The sequence below is a fragment of the Amycolatopsis sp. NPDC051371 genome, assembly GCF_040682155.1.
Lineage (GTDB): Bacteria > Actinomycetota > Actinomycetes > Mycobacteriales > Pseudonocardiaceae > Amycolatopsis.
Genome location: NZ_JBFBAG010000012.1, coordinates 74,239 through 92,921, shown reverse-complemented (window position 1 = coordinate 92,921; position 18,683 = coordinate 74,239). Strand labels below are relative to the sequence as shown.

General features: G+C 69.8%; 13 protein-coding genes. 12 read left to right on the top strand and 1 reads right to left on the bottom strand.

Annotated features, from left to right (window positions below; all coding sequences use genetic code 11):
• Positions 1–128 precede the first annotated feature (128 nt).
• From AB0M59_RS17260 to AB0M59_RS17210, 11 genes are all read left to right on the top strand, one after another.
• Positions 129–1,631 (top strand): sugar ABC transporter ATP-binding protein, encoded by a 1,503-nt coding sequence (locus AB0M59_RS17260; protein WP_364615964.1) that lies wholly within the window; start codon positions 129–131, stop codon positions 1,629–1,631.
• Positions 1,628–2,674, top strand: coding sequence for an ABC transporter permease (locus tag AB0M59_RS17255; protein WP_364615706.1), 1,047 nt, complete (start codon positions 1,628–1,630; stop codon positions 2,672–2,674). Before AB0M59_RS17260 ends, AB0M59_RS17255 begins: the two co-directional genes overlap by 4 nt.
• Positions 2,671–3,654, top strand: a complete 984-nt coding sequence (yjfF, locus tag AB0M59_RS17250) for a galactofuranose ABC transporter, permease protein YjfF (RefSeq protein ID WP_364615703.1) — start codon at positions 2,671–2,673, stop codon at positions 3,652–3,654. Before AB0M59_RS17255 ends, yjfF begins: the two co-directional genes overlap by 4 nt.
• Before the next feature lie 29 nt (positions 3,655–3,683).
• Positions 3,684–7,493 carry a LamG-like jellyroll fold domain-containing protein gene (locus AB0M59_RS17245; RefSeq protein WP_364615700.1) on the top strand — a complete coding sequence of 1,270 codons (3,810 nt, stop codon included), beginning with the start codon at positions 3,684–3,686 and terminating at the stop codon, positions 7,491–7,493.
• A 72-nt stretch (positions 7,494–7,565) separates the two neighbouring features.
• On the top strand, positions 7,566–9,194 hold the full coding sequence (araB, locus tag AB0M59_RS17240; protein ID WP_364615697.1) for a ribulokinase: 1,629 nt from the start codon (positions 7,566–7,568) through the stop codon (positions 9,192–9,194).
• Positions 9,194–9,955: an L-ribulose-5-phosphate 4-epimerase gene (locus AB0M59_RS17235; RefSeq protein WP_364615694.1), complete on the top strand. Its 762-nt coding sequence runs from the start codon at positions 9,194–9,196 to the stop codon at positions 9,953–9,955. Before araB ends, AB0M59_RS17235 begins: the two co-directional genes overlap by 1 nt.
• On the top strand, positions 9,952–11,460 hold the full coding sequence (gene araA, locus AB0M59_RS17230) for an L-arabinose isomerase (protein ID WP_364615691.1): 1,509 nt from the start codon (positions 9,952–9,954) through the stop codon (positions 11,458–11,460). Before AB0M59_RS17235 ends, araA begins: the two co-directional genes overlap by 4 nt.
• Positions 11,461–11,491: 31 nt before the next feature.
• Entirely contained in the window at positions 11,492–12,601 is a 1,110-nt protein-coding gene (gene chvE / locus AB0M59_RS17225) for a multiple monosaccharide ABC transporter substrate-binding protein (RefSeq protein ID WP_364615689.1), read from the top strand.
• Positions 12,598–14,118, top strand: coding sequence for a multiple monosaccharide ABC transporter ATP-binding protein (gene mmsA / locus AB0M59_RS17220; RefSeq protein WP_364615687.1), 1,521 nt, complete (start codon positions 12,598–12,600; stop codon positions 14,116–14,118). The genes chvE and mmsA overlap by 4 nt, the downstream gene beginning before the upstream one ends.
• Positions 14,115–15,335 carry a multiple monosaccharide ABC transporter permease gene (gene mmsB / locus AB0M59_RS17215; protein WP_364615684.1) on the top strand — a complete coding sequence of 407 codons (1,221 nt, stop codon included), beginning with the start codon at positions 14,115–14,117 and terminating at the stop codon, positions 15,333–15,335. Before mmsA ends, mmsB begins: the two co-directional genes overlap by 4 nt.
• A 134-nt stretch (positions 15,336–15,469) precedes the next feature.
• A complete protein-coding gene (locus AB0M59_RS17210; protein WP_364615681.1) occupies positions 15,470–16,162 on the top strand; it encodes a hypothetical protein in 693 nt (230 codons plus the stop codon).
• A gap of 4 nt (positions 16,163–16,166) precedes the next feature.
• Here AB0M59_RS17210 and AB0M59_RS17205 read toward each other — a convergent pair whose 3' ends face one another.
• Positions 16,167–17,606 carry a DUF1996 domain-containing protein gene (locus AB0M59_RS17205; RefSeq protein ID WP_364615678.1) on the bottom strand — a complete coding sequence of 480 codons (1,440 nt, stop codon included), beginning with the start codon at positions 17,604–17,606 and terminating at the stop codon, positions 16,167–16,169.
• A 253-nt stretch (positions 17,607–17,859) separates the two neighbouring features.
• Between AB0M59_RS17205 and AB0M59_RS17200 the strand changes: the two genes are divergently transcribed.
• Positions 17,860–18,675, top strand: coding sequence for a substrate-binding domain-containing protein (locus AB0M59_RS17200; RefSeq protein WP_364615675.1), 816 nt, complete (start codon positions 17,860–17,862; stop codon positions 18,673–18,675).
• Positions 18,676–18,683 lie beyond the last annotated feature (8 nt).

The window sequence follows — 18,683 nt, the reverse complement described above, 5'->3', positions numbered from 1 at the left end:
GGCACGTGAACCTTCTTCGGCCCCACGATGTCCGTGAGGGCGAACGCCCGGTTGCCCTTTTCCTTGTACTCCTCTCACTCACGACCCCCGCGTCCACCCCGGAGCACGCAATGCCTGAACCGCAGCCCATGGTGCGGATGAGTGGTATCCGCAAGGAGTTCCCCGGCGTCCTCGCCCTCGACGACGTCGCCTTCCGGATGTTCCCCGGCGAGGTCCACGCCCTGATGGGCGAGAACGGCGCCGGGAAGTCCACCCTCATCAAGGTGCTGACCGGCGTGTACGGGGTGGACGCGGGCACGATCGAGCTGAACGGCGAACCTGTCGCCTTCAGCGGGCCCGGCGAGGCCCAGCGGGCCGGCGTCAGCACGGTCTACCAGGAGGTCAACCTCTGCCCGAACCTGTCCGTGGCGGAGAACGTCTGCCTCGGGCGGGAACCCCGCCGCTTCGGCCGCATCCAGTGGGGCCCGATGCGGCGGCGGGCCGAGGAGCTCCTCGCCCGGCTGGACGTCCACGTGGACGTCTCGGCCGAGCTGAGCACCTGCTCGATCGCCGTCCAGCAGCTGGTCGCGATCGCCCGCGCCCTCGACGTCGAGGCGCGGGTCCTCGTGCTCGACGAACCGACGTCCAGTTTGGACGCCGGCGAGGTCGAGCAGCTGCTGAAGGTCGTCCGGTCCCTGCGCGAGCAGGGGCTGGCGATCTTGTTCGTCTCCCACTTCATCGACCAGGTCTTCGCGGTCGCCGACCGGATGACCGTGCTGCGCAACGGAAAGCTGATCGGCGAGTACCGCACGGCGGACATCACGCCCGTCGAGCTGGTCACGAAGATGATCGGCAAGGAGCTCCAGGTCCTCGAGGACCTGGAGGACTCCGGGCCGAGCCGGGCCGAGGTCGCCGGCGCGCCGGTGCTGCTGTCCGCCGAGGACCTCGGCCGCAAGGGCGGTGTCGAACCGTTCAGCCTCGACATCCACGCCGGCGAGGTCGTCGGGCTGGCCGGGCTGCTCGGCTCCGGGCGCACCGAGCTCGCCCGGCTGCTCTTCGGCGCCGACCACGCCGACAGCGGGTCCGTCCGCGTCGACGGGGAGGCCACGAACCTGCGCACCCCACGCGCCGGGCTCGACCACCGGATCGCGTTCCTCTCGGAGAACCGCAAGTCCGAGGGTCTCGTCGAGGAACTGACCGTCCGGGAGAACATCGTCCTCGCGCTCCAGGCCTCCCGCGGCTGGGCGCGGCCGCTGTCGCGCCGCCGTCAGGACGAGATCGCGCAGAAGTACATCAAGACGCTCGACATCCGCCCCGCCGACCCGGAAGCACTGGTCGGCAACCTCTCCGGCGGCAACCAGCAGAAGGTGCTGCTGGCCCGCTGGCTCATCACCGAACCGCGGCTGCTCATCCTCGACGAGCCGACCCGCGGCATCGACATCGGCGCCAAGACCGAGATCCAGCGGCTGGTCACCCAGCTCTCGGCCGACGGGATGGCCGTCGTGTACATCTCCGCCGAGCTGGAGGAAGTGCTCCGGCTGAGCCACCGCGTCGTCGTGCTGCGCGACCGGAAAGTGGTGGCCAAGCGCGAGAACCAGGGACTCACCGCGGACGACGTCATGGCCACGATGGCCGAAGGGGTGCAGGCATGACCGGCTTGACGAAACAGCGGCTCTTCTGGCCCGTGGTGGCGTTGCTGGTGCTGCTGCTGGGCGACCTCATCGCGAGCCCGTCGTTCTTCAAGATCGAACTGCGCGACGGTCACCTCTACGGGAACCTCGTCGACATCCTGAAGAACGGCGCCCCGCTGATCCTCATCGCGATCGGCATGACGCTCGTCATCGCCACCCGCGGCATCGACCTCTCGGTGGGCGCGGTCGTCGCGATCAGCGGTTCGCTCGCCTGCCTGTGGATCGCCGACCACCCCGACGGCGTGGGCGCCACGCTCGTCGCGGTCGGGCTGGCGCTGGGCCTGTCGCTGGTGCTCGGGGTGTGGAACGGCTGGCTCGTCGCCGCACTGGGCATCCAGCCGATCATCGCCACGCTCATCCTCATGGTCGCCGGCCGCGGGATCGCGCAGCTGATCTCCGGCGGCCAGATCATCACGATCAACTCCGCCCCGTACGAATGGATCGGCAGCGGCTTCGTGCTGACGCTGCCGAGCGCGATCCTCATCGCCCTGGCTGTGTTCGTGCTCGCGTCGCTGCTGGTTCGCCGCTCCGCGCTCGGCCTGCTCGTCGAGGCCGTCGGCGGCAACCCGGAGGCCAGCCGGCTGGCCGGCCTCCGTTCGGCCCGGCTGACCTGGCTCGTCTACGTCTTCTGCGCGCTGTGCGCGGGCATCGCCGGGCTGATGATCAGCGCGAACGTGCACAGCGCCGACGCCAACCACGCCGGGCTGTTCATCGAGCTCGACGCGATCCTCGCCGTCGTCGTCGGCGGCACGCAGCTGACGGGCGGCCGGTTCTCCGTGGGCGGCGCGGTGATCGGCGCGCTGCTCATCCAGACGCTGACCACCACCGTCTACGCCCTCGGCATCCCGCCCGAGGCGATCATGCTGTTCAAGGCCGTGGTCGTGCTGGCCGTGTGCCTGCTGCAGTCGCCCGCGTTCCGCCGCAAGCTCCGCCGCCGCCGGACGCCCCGGCCCGGGCAGCCGGCGCCCGCACCCGCTCCGGAGAAGGTGGAGGTCACGGCATGACCACGCTCACCCGCATCAAGGGCTACCGGCCCCAGCAGCGGCACCTCCCGATCCTCGCGACGATGGCGCTGCTCATCGGGGCGTACATCTTCGGCGCGTCCAGCTACGACGCGTTCGGGTCCGGGCAGGTCGTGCTGGACCTGTTCATCAACAACGCCTTCCTGCTCGTGGTCGCGGTCGGGATGACGTTCGTGATCCTCACCGGCGGCATCGATCTGTCCGTCGGATCGGTGGTCGCACTGTCCACGGTGATTTCCGGCGACCTGCTGCAGAAGCACGGCTGGCCCGCGTACGCGGCGATCGCGGTGGTGCTGGTGGTCGGGGCGCTGCTCGGCGCCGGGATGGGCGCGCTCATCCACTTCTTCGAGATCCAGCCGTTCATCGCGACGCTGATCGGGATGTTCTTCGCCCGCGGGCTCTGCTACACGATCAGCACCGAGGCGTACTCGATCGACAACGCGACGATCGCCACGCTCGCCCAGACGCAGATCCCGCTCGGCGGGGAGCTGCACATCTCGATCAGCGTGGTCGCCGCTCTGGTCGTCGTCGCCATCGCGGTGTACGTGCTGGCCTTCACGCGATTCGGGCGCACGGTCTACTCGATCGGCGGCAACGCGCAGTCGGCGATGCTGATGGGCCTCAAGACCGGCCGCACGAAGATCGCGGTGTACACGATCAGCGGGTTCTGCTCGGCCCTCGGTGGACTGCTCCTGGTGCTGTACAAGTCTTCCGGCGACCCGCTCAACGGCGTCGGTCTCGAGCTGACCGCGATCGCCGCGGTGGTCATCGGCGGCACGATCCTCACCGGCGGTTCCGGCTACGTGCTGGGCACCGTGCTCGGGATCATGGTGCTGGGCATCATCCAGACCTTGATCACCTTCGACGGCACCCTCAACTCCTGGTGGACGTCGATCATCACCGGGGCCCTGCTGTTCGTCTTCATCGTCCTGCAACGCCTCGTGACCCGACGGACACGATGACTGTGAGCGCTCACACTCGAAGGAGAGTCATGCTCCGCAGATTCCGGCGCCCCCTCGCCGTCCTCGCGGCTCTCACGCTGTTCTCCGCCATGCCTGTCACGGCCGCCTCGGCCGACCCCGACCCGGGACTGGCCGGGCACTGGACGTTCGACGAAGGCAGCGGCACGACCGCCGCCGACAGCGCGGGCAGCCATCCCGCGACCCTGAACACGGGCGCGGGCTGGGGCCCGGGGATCCGTGGTGGCGCCCTGACCACCGACGGTTCCGGGGGTTTCGCCGACGCCGGCGCGCCTGTGTTGGACACCACCAAGAGCTTCTCCGTCAGCAGCTGGGTCAAGCTCGACAAGACCTCCGGCTTCCAGACGTTCGTGAGCATCGACGGCACCCAGGTCAGCAACTTCTTCCTGCAGTTCCGCGACGACTCCCGCCGGTTCGCCTTCACCCGCCTCGCCGGTGACGCGCCGGCCGACGGCGTCGTCGCGTCGGCGAACTTCGACCCGGTCGTCGGCCAGTGGTACCAGCTCACCGGCGTGTTCGACGCGGCCGCGTCGACGCTGGCCCTCTACGTCGACGGGACCCGCCAGGCCACGGTCGCCGCGCCCGCGGGCTGGGCGGGCACCGGCCACCTGGTGATCGGCCGCGGCAAGTACGGCGGCAACCCGGTGGACTACGTCGACGGCACGATCGACGACGTCCGCGCCTACTCGGGCGCGTTGACCGCGGCCGACGCCGCCCGCCTGGCCATCGCCGGGCACTGGACCCTCGACGAGGGCACCGGCACCACCGCGGCCGACGACTCGCAGGACGCCCGCATCGCGACCCTGACCGGCGGCGCCACCTGGGGTGACGGCGTCGTCGGCCCGCACGGCGTCACGCTCGACGGCACCGACGCCGCGGTCGACGTCCCGGCCCCGGTCGTCGACACCGCGCAGAGCTTCTCGGTGTCCGCGTGGGTCAAGCCGACCGCGGCCACCGGCTTCCGGACCGCGGTCAGCATCGACGGCTCGACGATCAGCGGCTTCTACCTCCAGCGCGCCGCCGACGGCCGGTTCGCCTTCACCCGCCGGGCCGCCGACGGCGACTCGGCGTCGTCCGCGGCCGTCTCGACGCTGCCCGCGCAAGCCGACCAATGGCAGCACGTCGTCGGCGTCTACAACCGCGCGGCCGGCACGCTTTCCCTGTACGTCAACGGAACCCTGCAGCAGAGCGTCCCGTTCACCACGCCGTGGACCGCGGGCGGGCACCTCGTCATCGGGCGCGGCAAGTGGGCCGGCAGCCCGGCCGACTGGTTCGCCGGGGGAGTGGACGACGTCCGCGCGTACCCGACCCCGCTGACCGCGTCGGCCGTCGCCGCGCTGGCCGCGAGCGGGTCGTGGCACTTCGACGAGGGCACCGGGACCGTCGCGCGCGACTCTTCCGCCAACGCCGCCGACGGCACCCTGCGCGGAGCGACGTGGACCGCGGGCGCGGCGGGCAAGGCCGTCCAGCTCGACGGCAAGTCCACTGTGGACATGGGTACCTCGCCCGCGTTCGACACCGGCACCGGCTCGCTCTCCCTGGCCGCCTGGTTCCGCACGACGGCGGACGGCACGCTCGTGGACCACGGCGACGGCTACGCCCTGGGCGTGACCGGCGGCAAGCTCACCGCCCGCGTCGGCACGATCCGGGTGACCACCACCGGGGGCGGGCTCGCCGACGGCAACTGGCACCACGCCGCCGTCGTCCTCGACCGTGCTTCGCAGCGGCTCACCGTCTACGCCGACGGTGACGCGGCCGCGGTCACCAGCACTTGCGGCACGCCGACGGGCACCACGCTGGACGTCTCCGGCTGCCCGGCCTCGGGCACCGCCGCGGCGCCGTTCACCGTCGGCGCCGGGTTCACCGGCGCGGTCGACGAGGTCGAGCTGCGCCGCTTCCCGCTGTCCGCCGCCCAGATCGGCACCCTCGCCGGGGCCAACCAGCTGGCCGTGGACGCCAACGTCGTGCGCGCCAACACCCGGCCGACCACCTACGGCTCGATCCTCGAAGACATCAGCCACTCCGTCGAAGGCGGGCTCTACGCGGAACTCGTCCGCAACCGCACCTTCAAGGAGGCCTACCAGCGCGGCAGCGGCGCGGGCGACACCCCGGTCCCGTACTGGTCGCTGCTCACCTCGGCGGGCGCGACCGGCACGTACGCGATCGACACCGCCACTCCGCTGAACACGGCCCTCGACCGGTCGCTGAAGCTCCACGCCGACGCGGTCCCGGCCGGTGGGCGCGTGGCCGCCGCCAACGTCGGCTACTACGGCATCGCCGCGAAACCGGCCACGAAGTACACCGGCAGCTTCTTCGCCCGCGGAACCTGGACCGGCGCGATCCGCGTCAGCCTGGAGAAGCCGGACGGCACGGTCCTGGCGAGCAAGGACGTCCAGCCCGTCGGCGCGAGCTGGGCGCAGCAGACGTTCAGCTTCACCACGCCATCGACGATCACCGCGTCCACCGACAACCGGATCGTCGTCTCGCTGGTGAACAAGGGGAAGAAGGCCCTCGCCGGGGACGCCTGGTTCCAGCAGGTGTCGCTGTTCCCGCCGACCTTCAAGAACCACGGCGTCCGCCTGGACCTCGGGCAGAAGCTCGCCGCGATGAAGCTCGGCCTGTTCCGCGTCCCGGGCGGCAACTACCTCGAAGGCAACACCCTCGACACGCGCTTCGCGTGGAAGAACACCATCGGCCCCCTCGAACAACGGCCCGGCCACCAGAACACCGCGTGGGGCTACTGGTCCACCGACGGCTTCGGCATCCTCGACTACCTCAAGCTGTCCGAGGACATCGGTGCCCAGCCGCTGCTCGCGCTGTTCGCCGGCTACACGCTCAACGGCCAGCACGTCGACCAGGCCGACTACCCGCAGTACGTCCAGGAGGCCCTCGACGAAATCGAGTACGCCATCGGCGACGCCTCCACGACGTGGGGCGCGAAGCGGGTCGCCGACGGGCACCCGGCGGCGTTCGACCTGCACTACGTCGAGGTCGGCAACGAGGACTGGTTCGACACCTCCGGCAGCTACGCCTGGCGCTTCACCGACATGTACAACGCCATCAAGGCGAAGTACCCGCAGCTGACCGTCATCGCCACGACCGGCGGCCTGCAGGGCGGCGCCGCGTCGAGCACGTCGACCGGGGTGCGCCCGGACGCCGCGGACGACCACTACTACCAGTCGCCGCAGTGGTTCACCGACAACTCGACCCGCTACGACACCGCGGACCGGTCCGGCCCGGAGATCCTCGTCGGCGAGTACGGCGCCCAGGACGGCCGGCCCACCGGCACCCTGGCCGCCGCCATCGGCGAGGCCGCGTTCCTCACCGGGCTCGAACGCAACAGCGACATCGTCATCGGCTCGATGTACGCGCCGGTGCTGGTGCACGAGGGCCAGGCGAACTGGCCGGTCAACCTGATCGGCCTCGACGCCGGGAGCAGCTACGGCTCGCCGTCGTACTGGGTGCAGCAGATGTTCTCCAGCACGCTCGGCAAGCAGATCGTGACCAGCCGCCTCAACCAGGGCAGCCCGCTGCGGCAGGTCGTCAACGTGACCACCAAGGGCGGGAAGAAGACGTTCACGGTCAAGCTCGTCAACCCGACCGGCCAGGTGCAGACCGCGCGGCTGGCGCTCACCGGCGTCACCGCGGTCGACGGCACCGGGACGCTCACCACGCTCACCGGCGACCCGGCGGGACGCAACAGCCTCGCCGCGCCGACCGCCATCGTGCCGCAGACCAGGGAGATCACCGGGCTGGCGGCGACGTCGAAGCTGACGTTGCCCGCGAACTCCGTGACGACGTTGGTCATCACCGGCCGCTAGAACCCCGGGGCGCGGCGCGTCCACCGCCGCCCGCGCCGCGCCCCGGTCACCAACCAGGAGGGAGAGGACACCGTGGCAGAACCACTCACCGTCGGCGTCGACTTCGGCACGCTGTCGGGCCGCGCGGTGGTCGTGCGGGTCCGTGACGGAGCCGAACTCGGCTCCGCTGTTTTCGAGTACCCGCACGGGGTGCTCGACGAGACGCTGCCCGTCACCGGCCGCGCACTGCCGCCCGAATGGGCGCTGCAGGTGCCCGCGGACTACGTCGGAGTCCTTCGCAACGCCGTACCGGCGGCGCTGCGGGACGCGGGCGCCGACCCGGCCGACGTCGTCGGCATCGGCACCGACTTCACCGCGTGCACCATGGTCCCGACGACCGCCGACGGGACGCCGCTGTGCGAGCTGCCCGAGTTCGAAGGCAACCCGCACGCCTACGTCAAGCTGTGGAAGCACCACGCGGCCCAGCCGCAGGCCGTCCGGATCAACGACCTGGCCCGCGCCCGCGGCGAGAAGTGGCTGCCGCGCTACGGCGGGCTGATCTCGTCGGAGTGGGAGTTCGCCAAGGCACTCGAGGTCTTCGAAGAGGCCCCCGACGTCTACGCGGCGATGCGGCACTGGGTCGAGGCGGCCGACTGGATCGTCTGGCAGCTGGCCGGGGTGTACGTCCGCAACGCGTGCACGGCCGGGTACAAGGGCATCCTCCAGGACGGCGAGTACCCGAGCCGCGACTTCCTCCACGAGCTCTCCCCGGGCTTCGAGTCCTTCGTGGCCGACAAGCTGGAACACCCCTTGGGGCAGCTGGGTGCCCGCGCCGGTTCGCTGTCCGCCGAAGCCGCCGCGTGGACCGGGCTGCCCGAGGGCATCGCGGTCGCCGTCGGCAACGTCGACGCGCACGTCACCGCGCCCGCCGCCCAGGCCGTCGAACCCGGCCAGATGGTCGCGATCATGGGCACCTCGACGTGCCACGTCATGAACGGCGCCGAACTGCGCGAGGTCCCCGGCATGTGCGGGGTCGTCGACGGCGGGATCGTGACCGGGCTGTGGGGCTACGAAGCCGGGCAGAGCGGCGTCGGCGACATCTTCGGCTGGTTCGCCGAACACTTCGCCCACGAGGGGCACGACCAGCTGACCCGGCTCGCCGCGCAGCAGGAGATCGGCGAACACGGCCTGGTCGCGCTGGACTGGCACAGCGGCAACCGGTCGGTGCTCGTCGACCACGAGTTGTCCGGCGTCATCGTCGGCCAGACCCTGGCGACCCGCGCCGAGGACGTCTACCGCGCGTTGCTGGAGGCCACGGCGTTCGGGACCCGCAAGATCGTCGAGACGTTCGGCGAGGCCGGGGTCCCGGTCACCGAGCTGATCATCGCGGGCGGCCTGGTCAAGAACGCGCTGCTCATGCAGATCTACGCCGACGTCACGAACCTGCCGCTGTCGGTCATCGGCTCCGACCAAGGGCCCGCGCTCGGCTCGGCCATCCACGCGGCCGTCGCCGCCGGGGCCCACCCGGACATCCGCGTGGCCGCCGCCGCGATGGGCTCGGTCCAGCGCGCGGTCTACCAGCCGGTGCCCGCGCACGTCACCGCCTACGACGAGCTGTACGCCGAGTACACGACGTTGCACGACTACTTCGGCCGTGGCGCCAACGATGTCATGCACCGCCTCGCGGCCCGTCGCCGTGAAGTCGCGAAGGGACGGTCCTGATGTCGCTGACCGGCGAAGTCCTCGACACCGTCGCCGAACTGCGGGAGACCGTGGCGAACCTCCACGGTGAGCTGACCCGCAACGCCCTGGTCATCTGGACCGCGGGCAACGTCTCGGCCCGGGTACCCGGGCGCGAGCTGATGGTCATCAAGCCCTCGGGCGTGTCCTACGACGACCTGTCCGCCGACACCATGGTGATCACCGACCTGCACGGGGAGCTGGTACACGGCGAACTCGCGCCGTCGTCGGACACCGCCGCGCATGCCTACGTCTACCGGCACCTGCCGGAGATCGGCGGCGTCGTCCACACGCACTCGACGTACGCCACGGCGTGGGCCGCGCGCGGCGAGCCGATCCCGTGCGTGCTGACGATGATGGCCGACGAGTTCGGCGGGCCGGTCCCGGTCGGGCCGTTCGCCCTGATCGGCGACGACTCCATCGGCCGGGGCATCGTCGAAACGCTGCGCACCAGCCGCTCCAAGGCCGTGCTGATGCGCAACCACGGCCCGTTCACCGTCGGCCGCACCGCGCGCGACGCGGTCAAGGCCGCGGTGATGGTCGAGGACGTCGCCCGCACCGTGCACAAGGCCTTCGAGCTGGGCACGCCCGAACCCCTCCCACCCGAGGACGTCGACCGGCTCTACGCCCGGTACCAGAACGTCTACGGCCAGCCCACCGTCTTTCGGGGGCCCCGGGTGGCGGAGCCCCCGGCCCGGGGCGGAGACCCGGATGTCACTGAAACGCTTCTAGGAGAACGATGACCCGCGCGTCGAAACCCCAGCTCTGGTTCCTCACCGGCAGCCAGGCCCTCTACGGCGAGGAGACCCTCGAGCAGGTCGCCGGCCAGTCCCTGCGGATCCAGCAGCTCCTGGCCGCCTCCGGCGGGCTGCCGGCCGAGATCGTCGGCAAGCCGGTGCTGACCGAAGCTTCGTCGATCCGGCGGGTCCTGCAGGAGGCCAACGCCGACGCCGCCTGCGTCGGCGTGATCGCGTGGATGCACACCTTCTCGCCCGCGAAGATGTGGATCACCGGGCTGGACGCGCTGCGCAAGCCGCTGCTGCACCTGCACACCCAGCTCAACGAAGCCCTGCCGTGGTCGACCATCGACATGGACTTCATGAACCTCAACCAGGCCGCCCACGGCGACCGCGAGTTCGGGTTCATCCAGACGCGCCTCGGCGTGCCGCGCAAGACCGTCGCCGGGCACGTGTCCGACCCGGTCGTCGTCGGGCGGATCGACGCGTGGGCGCGGGCCGCGATCGGCGCCGACCACCTGCGCAACCTCCGGCTGGCCCGGTTCGGCGACAACATGCGCGACGTCGCCGTCACCGAGGGGGACAAGGTCGAGGCCGAGCTGCGGTTCGGCGTCTCGGTCAACACCTACGGAGTCAACGACCTGGTCGAACTGGTCGATGGGGTGTCCGAAAAGGACACAGTGGACTCCCTGGTGGCGCAATATGCCGAGGATTACGACGTTGTCGCGGAACTGGCCGCCGGGGGAGCGCAGCACGAGTCGCTGCGCTACGCGGCGAAGATCGAAGCCGGGCTGCGGAAGTTCCTGACCGACGGCGGGTTCGGCGCGTTCACCACGAACTTCGAGGACCTCGGCGGCCTGCGTCAGCTGCCCGGCCTCGCCGTGCAGCGGTTGATGGCCGACGGCTACGGCTTCGGCGGCGAGGGCGACTGGAAGACGTCCGCGCTGCTGGCCGCGGTCAAGGCGATGGGCGTCGGGCTGGACCGCGGCACGTCGTTCATGGAGGACTACACCTACCACTTCGGACCGGGCACGCCGAAGATCCTCGGCGCGCACATGCTGGAGGTCTGCCCCAGCATCGCGGCCGCGAAGCCGTCCTGCGAGATCCACCCGCTGGGCATCGGCGGCCGCGAGGACCCGGTCCGGCTGGTGTTCGACGCCGCGCCCGGACCCGGTGTCACGCTCGGCCTGGTCGACCTCGGCGACCGGTTCCGCCTGGTGGCCAACGAGATCGAGGTCGTCGCGCCGGACGAGCCGCTGCCCAACCTGCCCGTGGCGCGGGCGGTGTGGGAGCCGGCGCCGTCGCTGTCGACGTCCGCCGAGTCGTGGATCACCGCGGGCGGCCCGCACCACACCGTGCTCACCCAGGCCGTGGGCACCGAAACCCTTCGCGACTTCGCGAACCTGCTCGGCGTCGAGCTGCTGGTGATCGACAAGGACACCACGCCGCACGGCTTCGCCGACCGCATCCGCTGGAACCAGGCGTACCACCGCCTCGCCCAGGGCTTCTGAGACAGGGCTTCTGAGAAAGGAAGAAAGAACAATGAAGTTCACCAGAACACTCGCGGGGATCGCCGCCGCGGGACTCGTGCTCACGCTGTCGGCGTGCGGTTCGAGCCAGAAGACCGCCGACCAGGCGGCCGCAGCACCCAGCGCCGGCGGCGCGGCCGGCGGACTGGTCGGCGTCACCATGCCGACCAAGTCGTCGGAACGCTGGATCCACGACGGCGACAACATCAAGTCGGCGCTGGAGAAGCTCGGGTACAAGGTCGACCTGCAGTACGCCGAGAACGACATCCCCACCCAGGTGAACCAGATCGAGAACCAGATCACCAAGGGCGCCAAGCTCCTGGTCATCGCCTCGATCGACGGCACCGCCATCACCACCCAGCTGCAGGAGGCCGCGGACAAGAAGATCCCGGTCATCGCCTACGACCGGCTGATCCGCAATTCACCGAACGTCGACTACTACGCCACCTTCGACAACTTCAAGGTCGGCGTCGAGCAGGCGAACTCGCTGGTCAAGGGCCTGGGTGACGGGCCGGGGCCGTTCAACATCGAGCTGTTCGCCGGCTCGCCGGACGACAACAACGCCACCTTCTTCTTCAACGGCGCGATGTCCGTGCTCAAGCCGCTGATGGACAGCGGCAAGCTGGTGGTCAAGAGCGGGCAGACCGACTTCGCCCGCGCGGCCATCCTGCGCTGGGACCCGGCCACCGCGCAGCGGCGCATGGAGGACCTGCTCACCAAGACCTACACCGGTGGCGCCAAGGTCCAGGGCGTGCTTTCGCCGTACGACGGCCTGTCGATCGGCATCCTCTCGGCGCTGAAGAGCAACGGCTACGGCACCGCCGGCCAGCCGTACGCGATCGTCACCGGGCAGGACGCCGAGGTCGCCTCGGTCAAGTCCATCATCGCCGGTGAGCAGTACTCGACGATCTTCAAGGACACCCGCATCCTCGCCGACACCACGGTGAAGATGGCCGACGCGGTGCTCAAGGGCGGCAAGCCCGAGGTCAACAACACCAAGGACTACGACAACGGCAAGAAGGTCGTCCCCTCGTTCCTGCTGCAGCCGGTCACCGTGGACAAGGCCAACTACCAGAAGGAGCTCGTCGACTCCGGCTACTACACGGCAGGTCAGCTGAAATGACCGAACTGCTCGGCATGCGCGGGATCACCAAGACCTTTCCCGGGGTGAAGGCGCTGTCGGACGTCACGCTGTCGGTGAACAGCGGCGAGATCCACGCGATCTGCGGCGAGAACGGCGCCGGGAAGTCCACCTTGATGAAGGTGCTTTCCGGCGTCTACCCGCACGGGACGTACGACGGCGAAATCCACTTCGACGGGCAGCGGTGCGAGTTCGGTTCGGTGCGCGACAGCGAGCGGCGCGGAATCGTGATCATCCACCAGGAGCTCGCGCTGTGCGGGCAGCTCTCGATCGCCGAGAACATCTTTCTCGGCAACGAACGCGACAAGCGGGGCTGGATCGACTGGAACCGGACCAACCACGAGGCCGGCGCGCTGCTGCAGCGCGTCGGCCTCGCCGAAAACCCGACCAGGGCGGTGCAGGAGATCGGGGTCGGCAAGCAGCAGCTCGTCGAGATCGCGAAGGCGTTGTCCAAGGACGTCAAGCTGCTCATCCTCGACGAGCCGACCGCGGCGCTCAACGACGACGACTCGGCGCACCTGCTCGACCTGCTGCGCGGGCTGCGTGACGACGGCGTCACGTGCGTGATCATCTCGCACAAGCTCGGCGAGGTGACCGCGATCGCCGACACCGTCACGATCCTGCGCGACGGCAAGACGATCGAAACGCTCGACGCCGAAGGCCTGACGGAGGAGCGGATCATCACCGGCATGGTGGGGCGCGACCTCGAGCACCGGTTCCCGCCCCGGGAGCCGGACATCGGCGAGGAGGTGCTGCGGATCGAGGACTGGACGGTCTACAGCCCCAACCAGGCCGACTGGCTCGTCGTCGACCGCGCCAACCTCACCCTGCGGCGCGGCGAGATCGTCGGGCTCGCGGGTCTGATGGGCGCGGGCCGCACCGAGCTCGCGATGAGCGTGTTCGGGCGCTCCTACGGCAAGAACATCTCCGGCCGGATCCTCAAGCACGGCAAGGAGATCGACGTCCGGTCGGTGCGCGACGCCGTCCGCCACGGCATCGCGTACGCCACCGAAGACCGCAAGCGCTACGGGCTCAACCTGATCGAGGACATCCAGCGCAACGTGTCCGCGGCCGGGCTGGACAAGCTCGCCAAGCGCGGCTGGGTCGACGAGCACGCCGAGCACGACACCGCGGCCCGGTACCGCCGCGACCTGCGGATCAAGGCGCCGACCGTGCGCAGCGTGACCGGGAAGCTCTCCGGCGGCAACCAGCAGAAGGTCGTGCTGGCCAAGTGGATCTTCACCGACCCCGACGTGCTGATCCTCGACGAGCCGACCCGCGGCATCGACGTCGGCGCGAAGTTCGAGATCTACACGATCATCAACGAGCTGGCCGCGCAGGGGAAGGCCGTGCTGGTCATCTCCTCCGAGCTGCCGGAGCTGCTCGGGCTCTGCGACCGGATCTACGCGCTCTCGGCGGGCCGGATCACCGGCGAGGCGACCCGCGAACAAGCCACCCAGGAACTGCTCATGCAGTACATGACCAAGGAACGGCAATGACCACGACCGAAGCGCGGCCCGCCGCGCCCCCGGCCGAGCGCTCCGCCCGGCGGATCTCGATCAACCCGCGCCAGAGCGGCATCTACGTCGCGTTCGCGCTGATCGTGGTCCTGTTCGAGGTGCTCACCGGCGGCGCGCTGCTGGAACCGCAGAACATCTCCAACATCATCGTGCAGAACAGCTACGTGCTGATCCTCGCGATCGGGATGATCCTGGTGATCATCTCCGGGCACATCGACCTGTCGGCAGGGTCGGTCGTCGCGATGACCGGCGCGGTGTCGGCGGTGCTGATGGTGAACTGGCACCTGCCGTGGTTCTGGGCGGTGCTGGTCACCCTCGTCGTCGGCGCCGTGATCGGCGCGTGGCAGGGCTACTGGGTCGCCTACTTCGGCATCCCGGCGTTCATCGTGACGCTGGCGGGGATGCTGGCGTTCCGGGCGCTGACCCTGACGGTGCTGGGCAACCAGGGCATCGGGCCGTTCCCGGACGCCATCCGCACGCTGTCCAACGGCTTCACCGACGGCTACCTGGGCAACATCGGCCTCGGCCCGCTCGGCGGCGCCGACCTGGTGTCGCTGCTTGCCGGCGTCGTCGCGGTGGCCGGGATCGCGTTCACCCAGTGGCGCAAGCGCTCGGCCCGCCTGGGCTACGGCCAGGACGTCGACCCGATCGGGATCTTCGTGCTGAAGATCGTCGGCGTGGCGGTCGTGGTGCTCGCGCTGGTCGTGCAGCTGGCGCGGTTCAAGAACCTGCCGTGGGTGCTCATCCTGCTGACGGTGCTGGTGCTCGGCTACTCGCTGGTGGCGGGCAAGTCGGTGTTCGGCCGGCACATCTACGCCGTGGGCGGCAACCTGCAGGCCGCGACGCTTTCGGGCGTCAAGGTCAAGTCGGTGACGTTCTGGATCTTCGTCAACATGGGCGTGCTGGCGGCCCTGGCCGGGATCATCTTCGCGGGCCGGCTCAACCAGGCGGGCCCGACGGCCGGCGTGAACTTCGAGCTGGACGCGATCGCGGCGGCGTTCATCGGCGGCGCGGCGGTCCAGGGCGGTGTCGGCAAGGTGGTCGGCGCGATCACCGGCGGCCTGATCATGGCCGTGATCAACAACGGGATGTCGTTGATCGGCGCGCCGAGCGAGCGGGTGATGCTGGTCAAGGGCGTCGTCCTGCTGGCGGCGGTGGCGTACGACATCTGGACGAAACGCCGCGCGGCTTCCTGAGTTCGGTGTCGAAAGGGGCTTTCCCGTTCGACGGGAAAGCCCCTTTCTTTTTCGAAGTTCTCGAATTGCTTGACCGGGCGGTAACGGGACGTTCATAGTGCTGGTGAATCCCTTACCGACGGAGGACCTCGCCCATGCGCAAAGTCGTGCGTTCCCTGGTGGTTTCCCTTGCTGTGGCGGCTTCGGTGGCCACCTCGGCGGGTGTCGCGTCGGCGGCGACGTGGTCGTCTTCGGACAAGTGGGCGACCTGGTCCAACGGCGGCTACACCGTCCGCAACGACGTCTGGGGCGGTGGCGCGGGCCCGCAGACCATCTGGGCGAATTCGTACTCGAATTGGGGCGTCTGGTCGGATCAGCCGAACACGGGCGGCGTGAAGTCGTACCCGCATTCGGCGAAGAACGTCGGCAAGAAGCTGAGTGCGCTCGGGAAGGTCTCGAGCAGCTTCACCGTCACCCGCCCCGGCAGCGGCGCCTACGAGACCGCCTACGACATCTGGGCGGACAACAACGCCTACGAAACCATGCTGTGGATGAACAAGCAGGGCGCGGTGGGCCCGCTCGGGAGCAAGCAGGCCACCGCGACGGTCGGCGGGCACACCTGGGACGTCTACAAGGGATCGAACGGCTCGAACGCGGTGTTCTCGTTCGTGCGCACCTCGAACACGAACGCGGGCACGGTCGACGTGCTGGCGGTGCTGAACTGGATCCGCGCCCGCGGCTGGTTCGGCGACGTGACGCTCGGCGAAGTCCAGTTCGGCTTCGAGATCACCTCGTCCGCCGGTGGACTGGACTTCGCCGCGAACAGCTATTCGGTCACCGCGTCCTGAGCCGTCACTGCTTGCAGTTCCGTCCGGTGTTGATGCAGTTGACCACCTGGTTCATCAACCGCTGGCCCATGACGTTCGCGAAGTCGTCGTGGTCCGAGCGGGGGTTGTGCTTCTCCTGGGGGAAGGCGTCCACTTTGTACTGGCCCTTGACCTGGATGTCGTGCGGGATGTCGTAGACCAGCTTCATCACCAGCTGCGGCACGTTCTTGAACCCCTGCGGGCACTTGCCCTGCTGATCGGCGAAGACGATGTGCGTCCGGTGGTTGGCGCTGTCGATGTTCTTGCCGTCCCAGCAGTTCGGGAAGGCGTGGATGCGCTCGACCTTGCTGTTCGCCGGGCAGATCGGGTAGTGGTCGGTCAGCCGGTCCTCGAACCCGGTGCACGTCCAGCTCGGCCGGGCGTTGGCCGGGCCGTTGGTGCTCTGCTTGGCGTCGCCGTAGAGGATGCGGAGGAACTGCGGCATCGCGACGACCTTGTTCGCGCCGCCGCTGGTGAACGTGATGGTCGCCGAGCGGACGCGCTGGATCTCGCCGTCGTTGTCCGCGACCTCGTTCTGGTCGTTGACGCCGGGCAGTTCGGCGGGCTGGCCGGTGCTGTTCTGACCGCCGTTGTCGAGCCCGCCCTTTCCGTTCTGCTTGAGGACGCAGGGCGCGAGCCCGCCCAGGTTCGTCGGCTTCGCCGCCCGGCGGCCGATGGCGATGGCGATCCGGTCGATCGTCGCGGCGCGCTTGTCCTTCAGCGGGCCGACGACGGCGTTCTGGATGTCCTGCGGGGTCTTCAGGTCGCCGTTCGCGATGCGGGCGTTCGCCTCGTCGATCTGCTTGTCGAGCAGGTCGAGGTTGCGGTTCACCTCGTCCATGGCCTGGTCGGGGACGTCGGGGAGCTTGCTCGCGACGTCCGGGCAGTCGACCTGGCTGCCGGCGTTGTCGGCCGCGCTGCCGGCGCGGTCGGGCTGGGTGGCGGGCGGGTTCTTGTCCTCGTCACCGGTGTCGATCCGGACGACGGGCCAGAAGTAGGCGGACTTGTCGCCGTTCTTGCACGTCGTCCCGGCCTTCGCGAGACTCTTGTTGTTCGAGTCGGCGTTCGTCGAGAGGTTGCCGACGTAGTCGTGCAGGTGCTGGGCACCGTTCTTGATGCCCGGCTGGGCGATGAAGTTGTCGGGGTTGAAGTGCTGGTTCTCGTTGCGCCCGCAGTCCACCGTGAACGTGCCGCGCGCGCCCTTCTGCTGCAGCGCTTTGTTCACGTTAACACCGGAGGGCACCTTCGCGATGTCGAGGAAGAACGACGCGTCGGCGGGATCGGCGCTGGCCTCGCCGGTGCGCCCGGCCGTGGTCGCGACGACGATGCCGCCGACCGCGAGCGCGAGGGCGAGACCGCCGGTCGCGATCTTGGTGCGGCGGGTGATGCGATGTCTGCCCGTGACGGGGGATGTTTTCCGGGGCATGGTCACCTTCTTCGGTTTTCCGGGCACGACGGAATCAATCTGCGTGCCCGGTGGGAGACGCGCGGAACCCGGGGGAGTGCCACCGCGGGGCGCGGAAATCGGGGAACCGCGCCTGGTTTCACTGGTTCCGGCACTGGCTGAAACGGCCGTGGTGCGAGGCCGGTTCAAAGCACCCCTCGCGCGTTACCGTTTCGTTATTTATGGAAGGTGAAGGAAGTTCACGTCCATCGGTGTGATCGTTAACATCGGCTGCATGCCCGTGGACGACGCAGGTCCCCTCCGCACACCGGCTGGGCGGGGCACACTCGGCGTGATCGCCGCGGGAACCGCCGCGTCGGGACCGGTCCTGAACGGCCTGCGCGCGGCCGCGCGGGAGCACGGGTACACCCTCGTCGTCTTCAGCGTGCCGCGGGACGGCGACTCCGCGGTGCCGGCCGCGGTGGCCGGCCTGCGGCTGCAGGGCGTGGCGGGGATTGTCCTGCTCGACCCGCACCTGTCCGCCGAGCTGCCGCCCGTCACCGGCGTCCCGCTCGTCCCGGCCGCGTCCGCCGACCAGTACGAAGGCGCGCGAAGAGCGACCGAACACCTCCTGGAGATCGGCCACTCGACCGTCTGGCACGTCGGCGGCCCCGAGGACGGGCCGATCGCCCGCGCCCGCGAGCGCGGCTGGCGCGAAACCCTCGAACGCAACGGCGCCGACGTGCCCCCGGTGGTCCGCGGCGACTGGTCGGCCCGCTCCGGCTACCGGGCCGGGCAGTCGCTCGCCGTCGAAGCCGGGATGTGCGCGGTGTTCACGGCCAACGACCACATGGCGCTGGGCCTCCTGGCGGCATTCACGGAAGCGGGGATGCGGGTCCCGCGCGACGCCCACGTGGTCGGCTTCGACGACGTCCCCGAGGCGGCGTACTTCGCGCCCCCGCTGACGACGGTCCGCCAGGACTTCGTCGCGGCGGGCCGCCAGACGGTGGCGGTGCTCACCGCCCGGATCGACGGTCTCGCGGCCCCGGGCGGCGGCGCGGTGTTGGCCGAGCTGGTGGTGCGGGAGAGCAGCCGTCCGACCCGGCCGTGAGTGAGAGG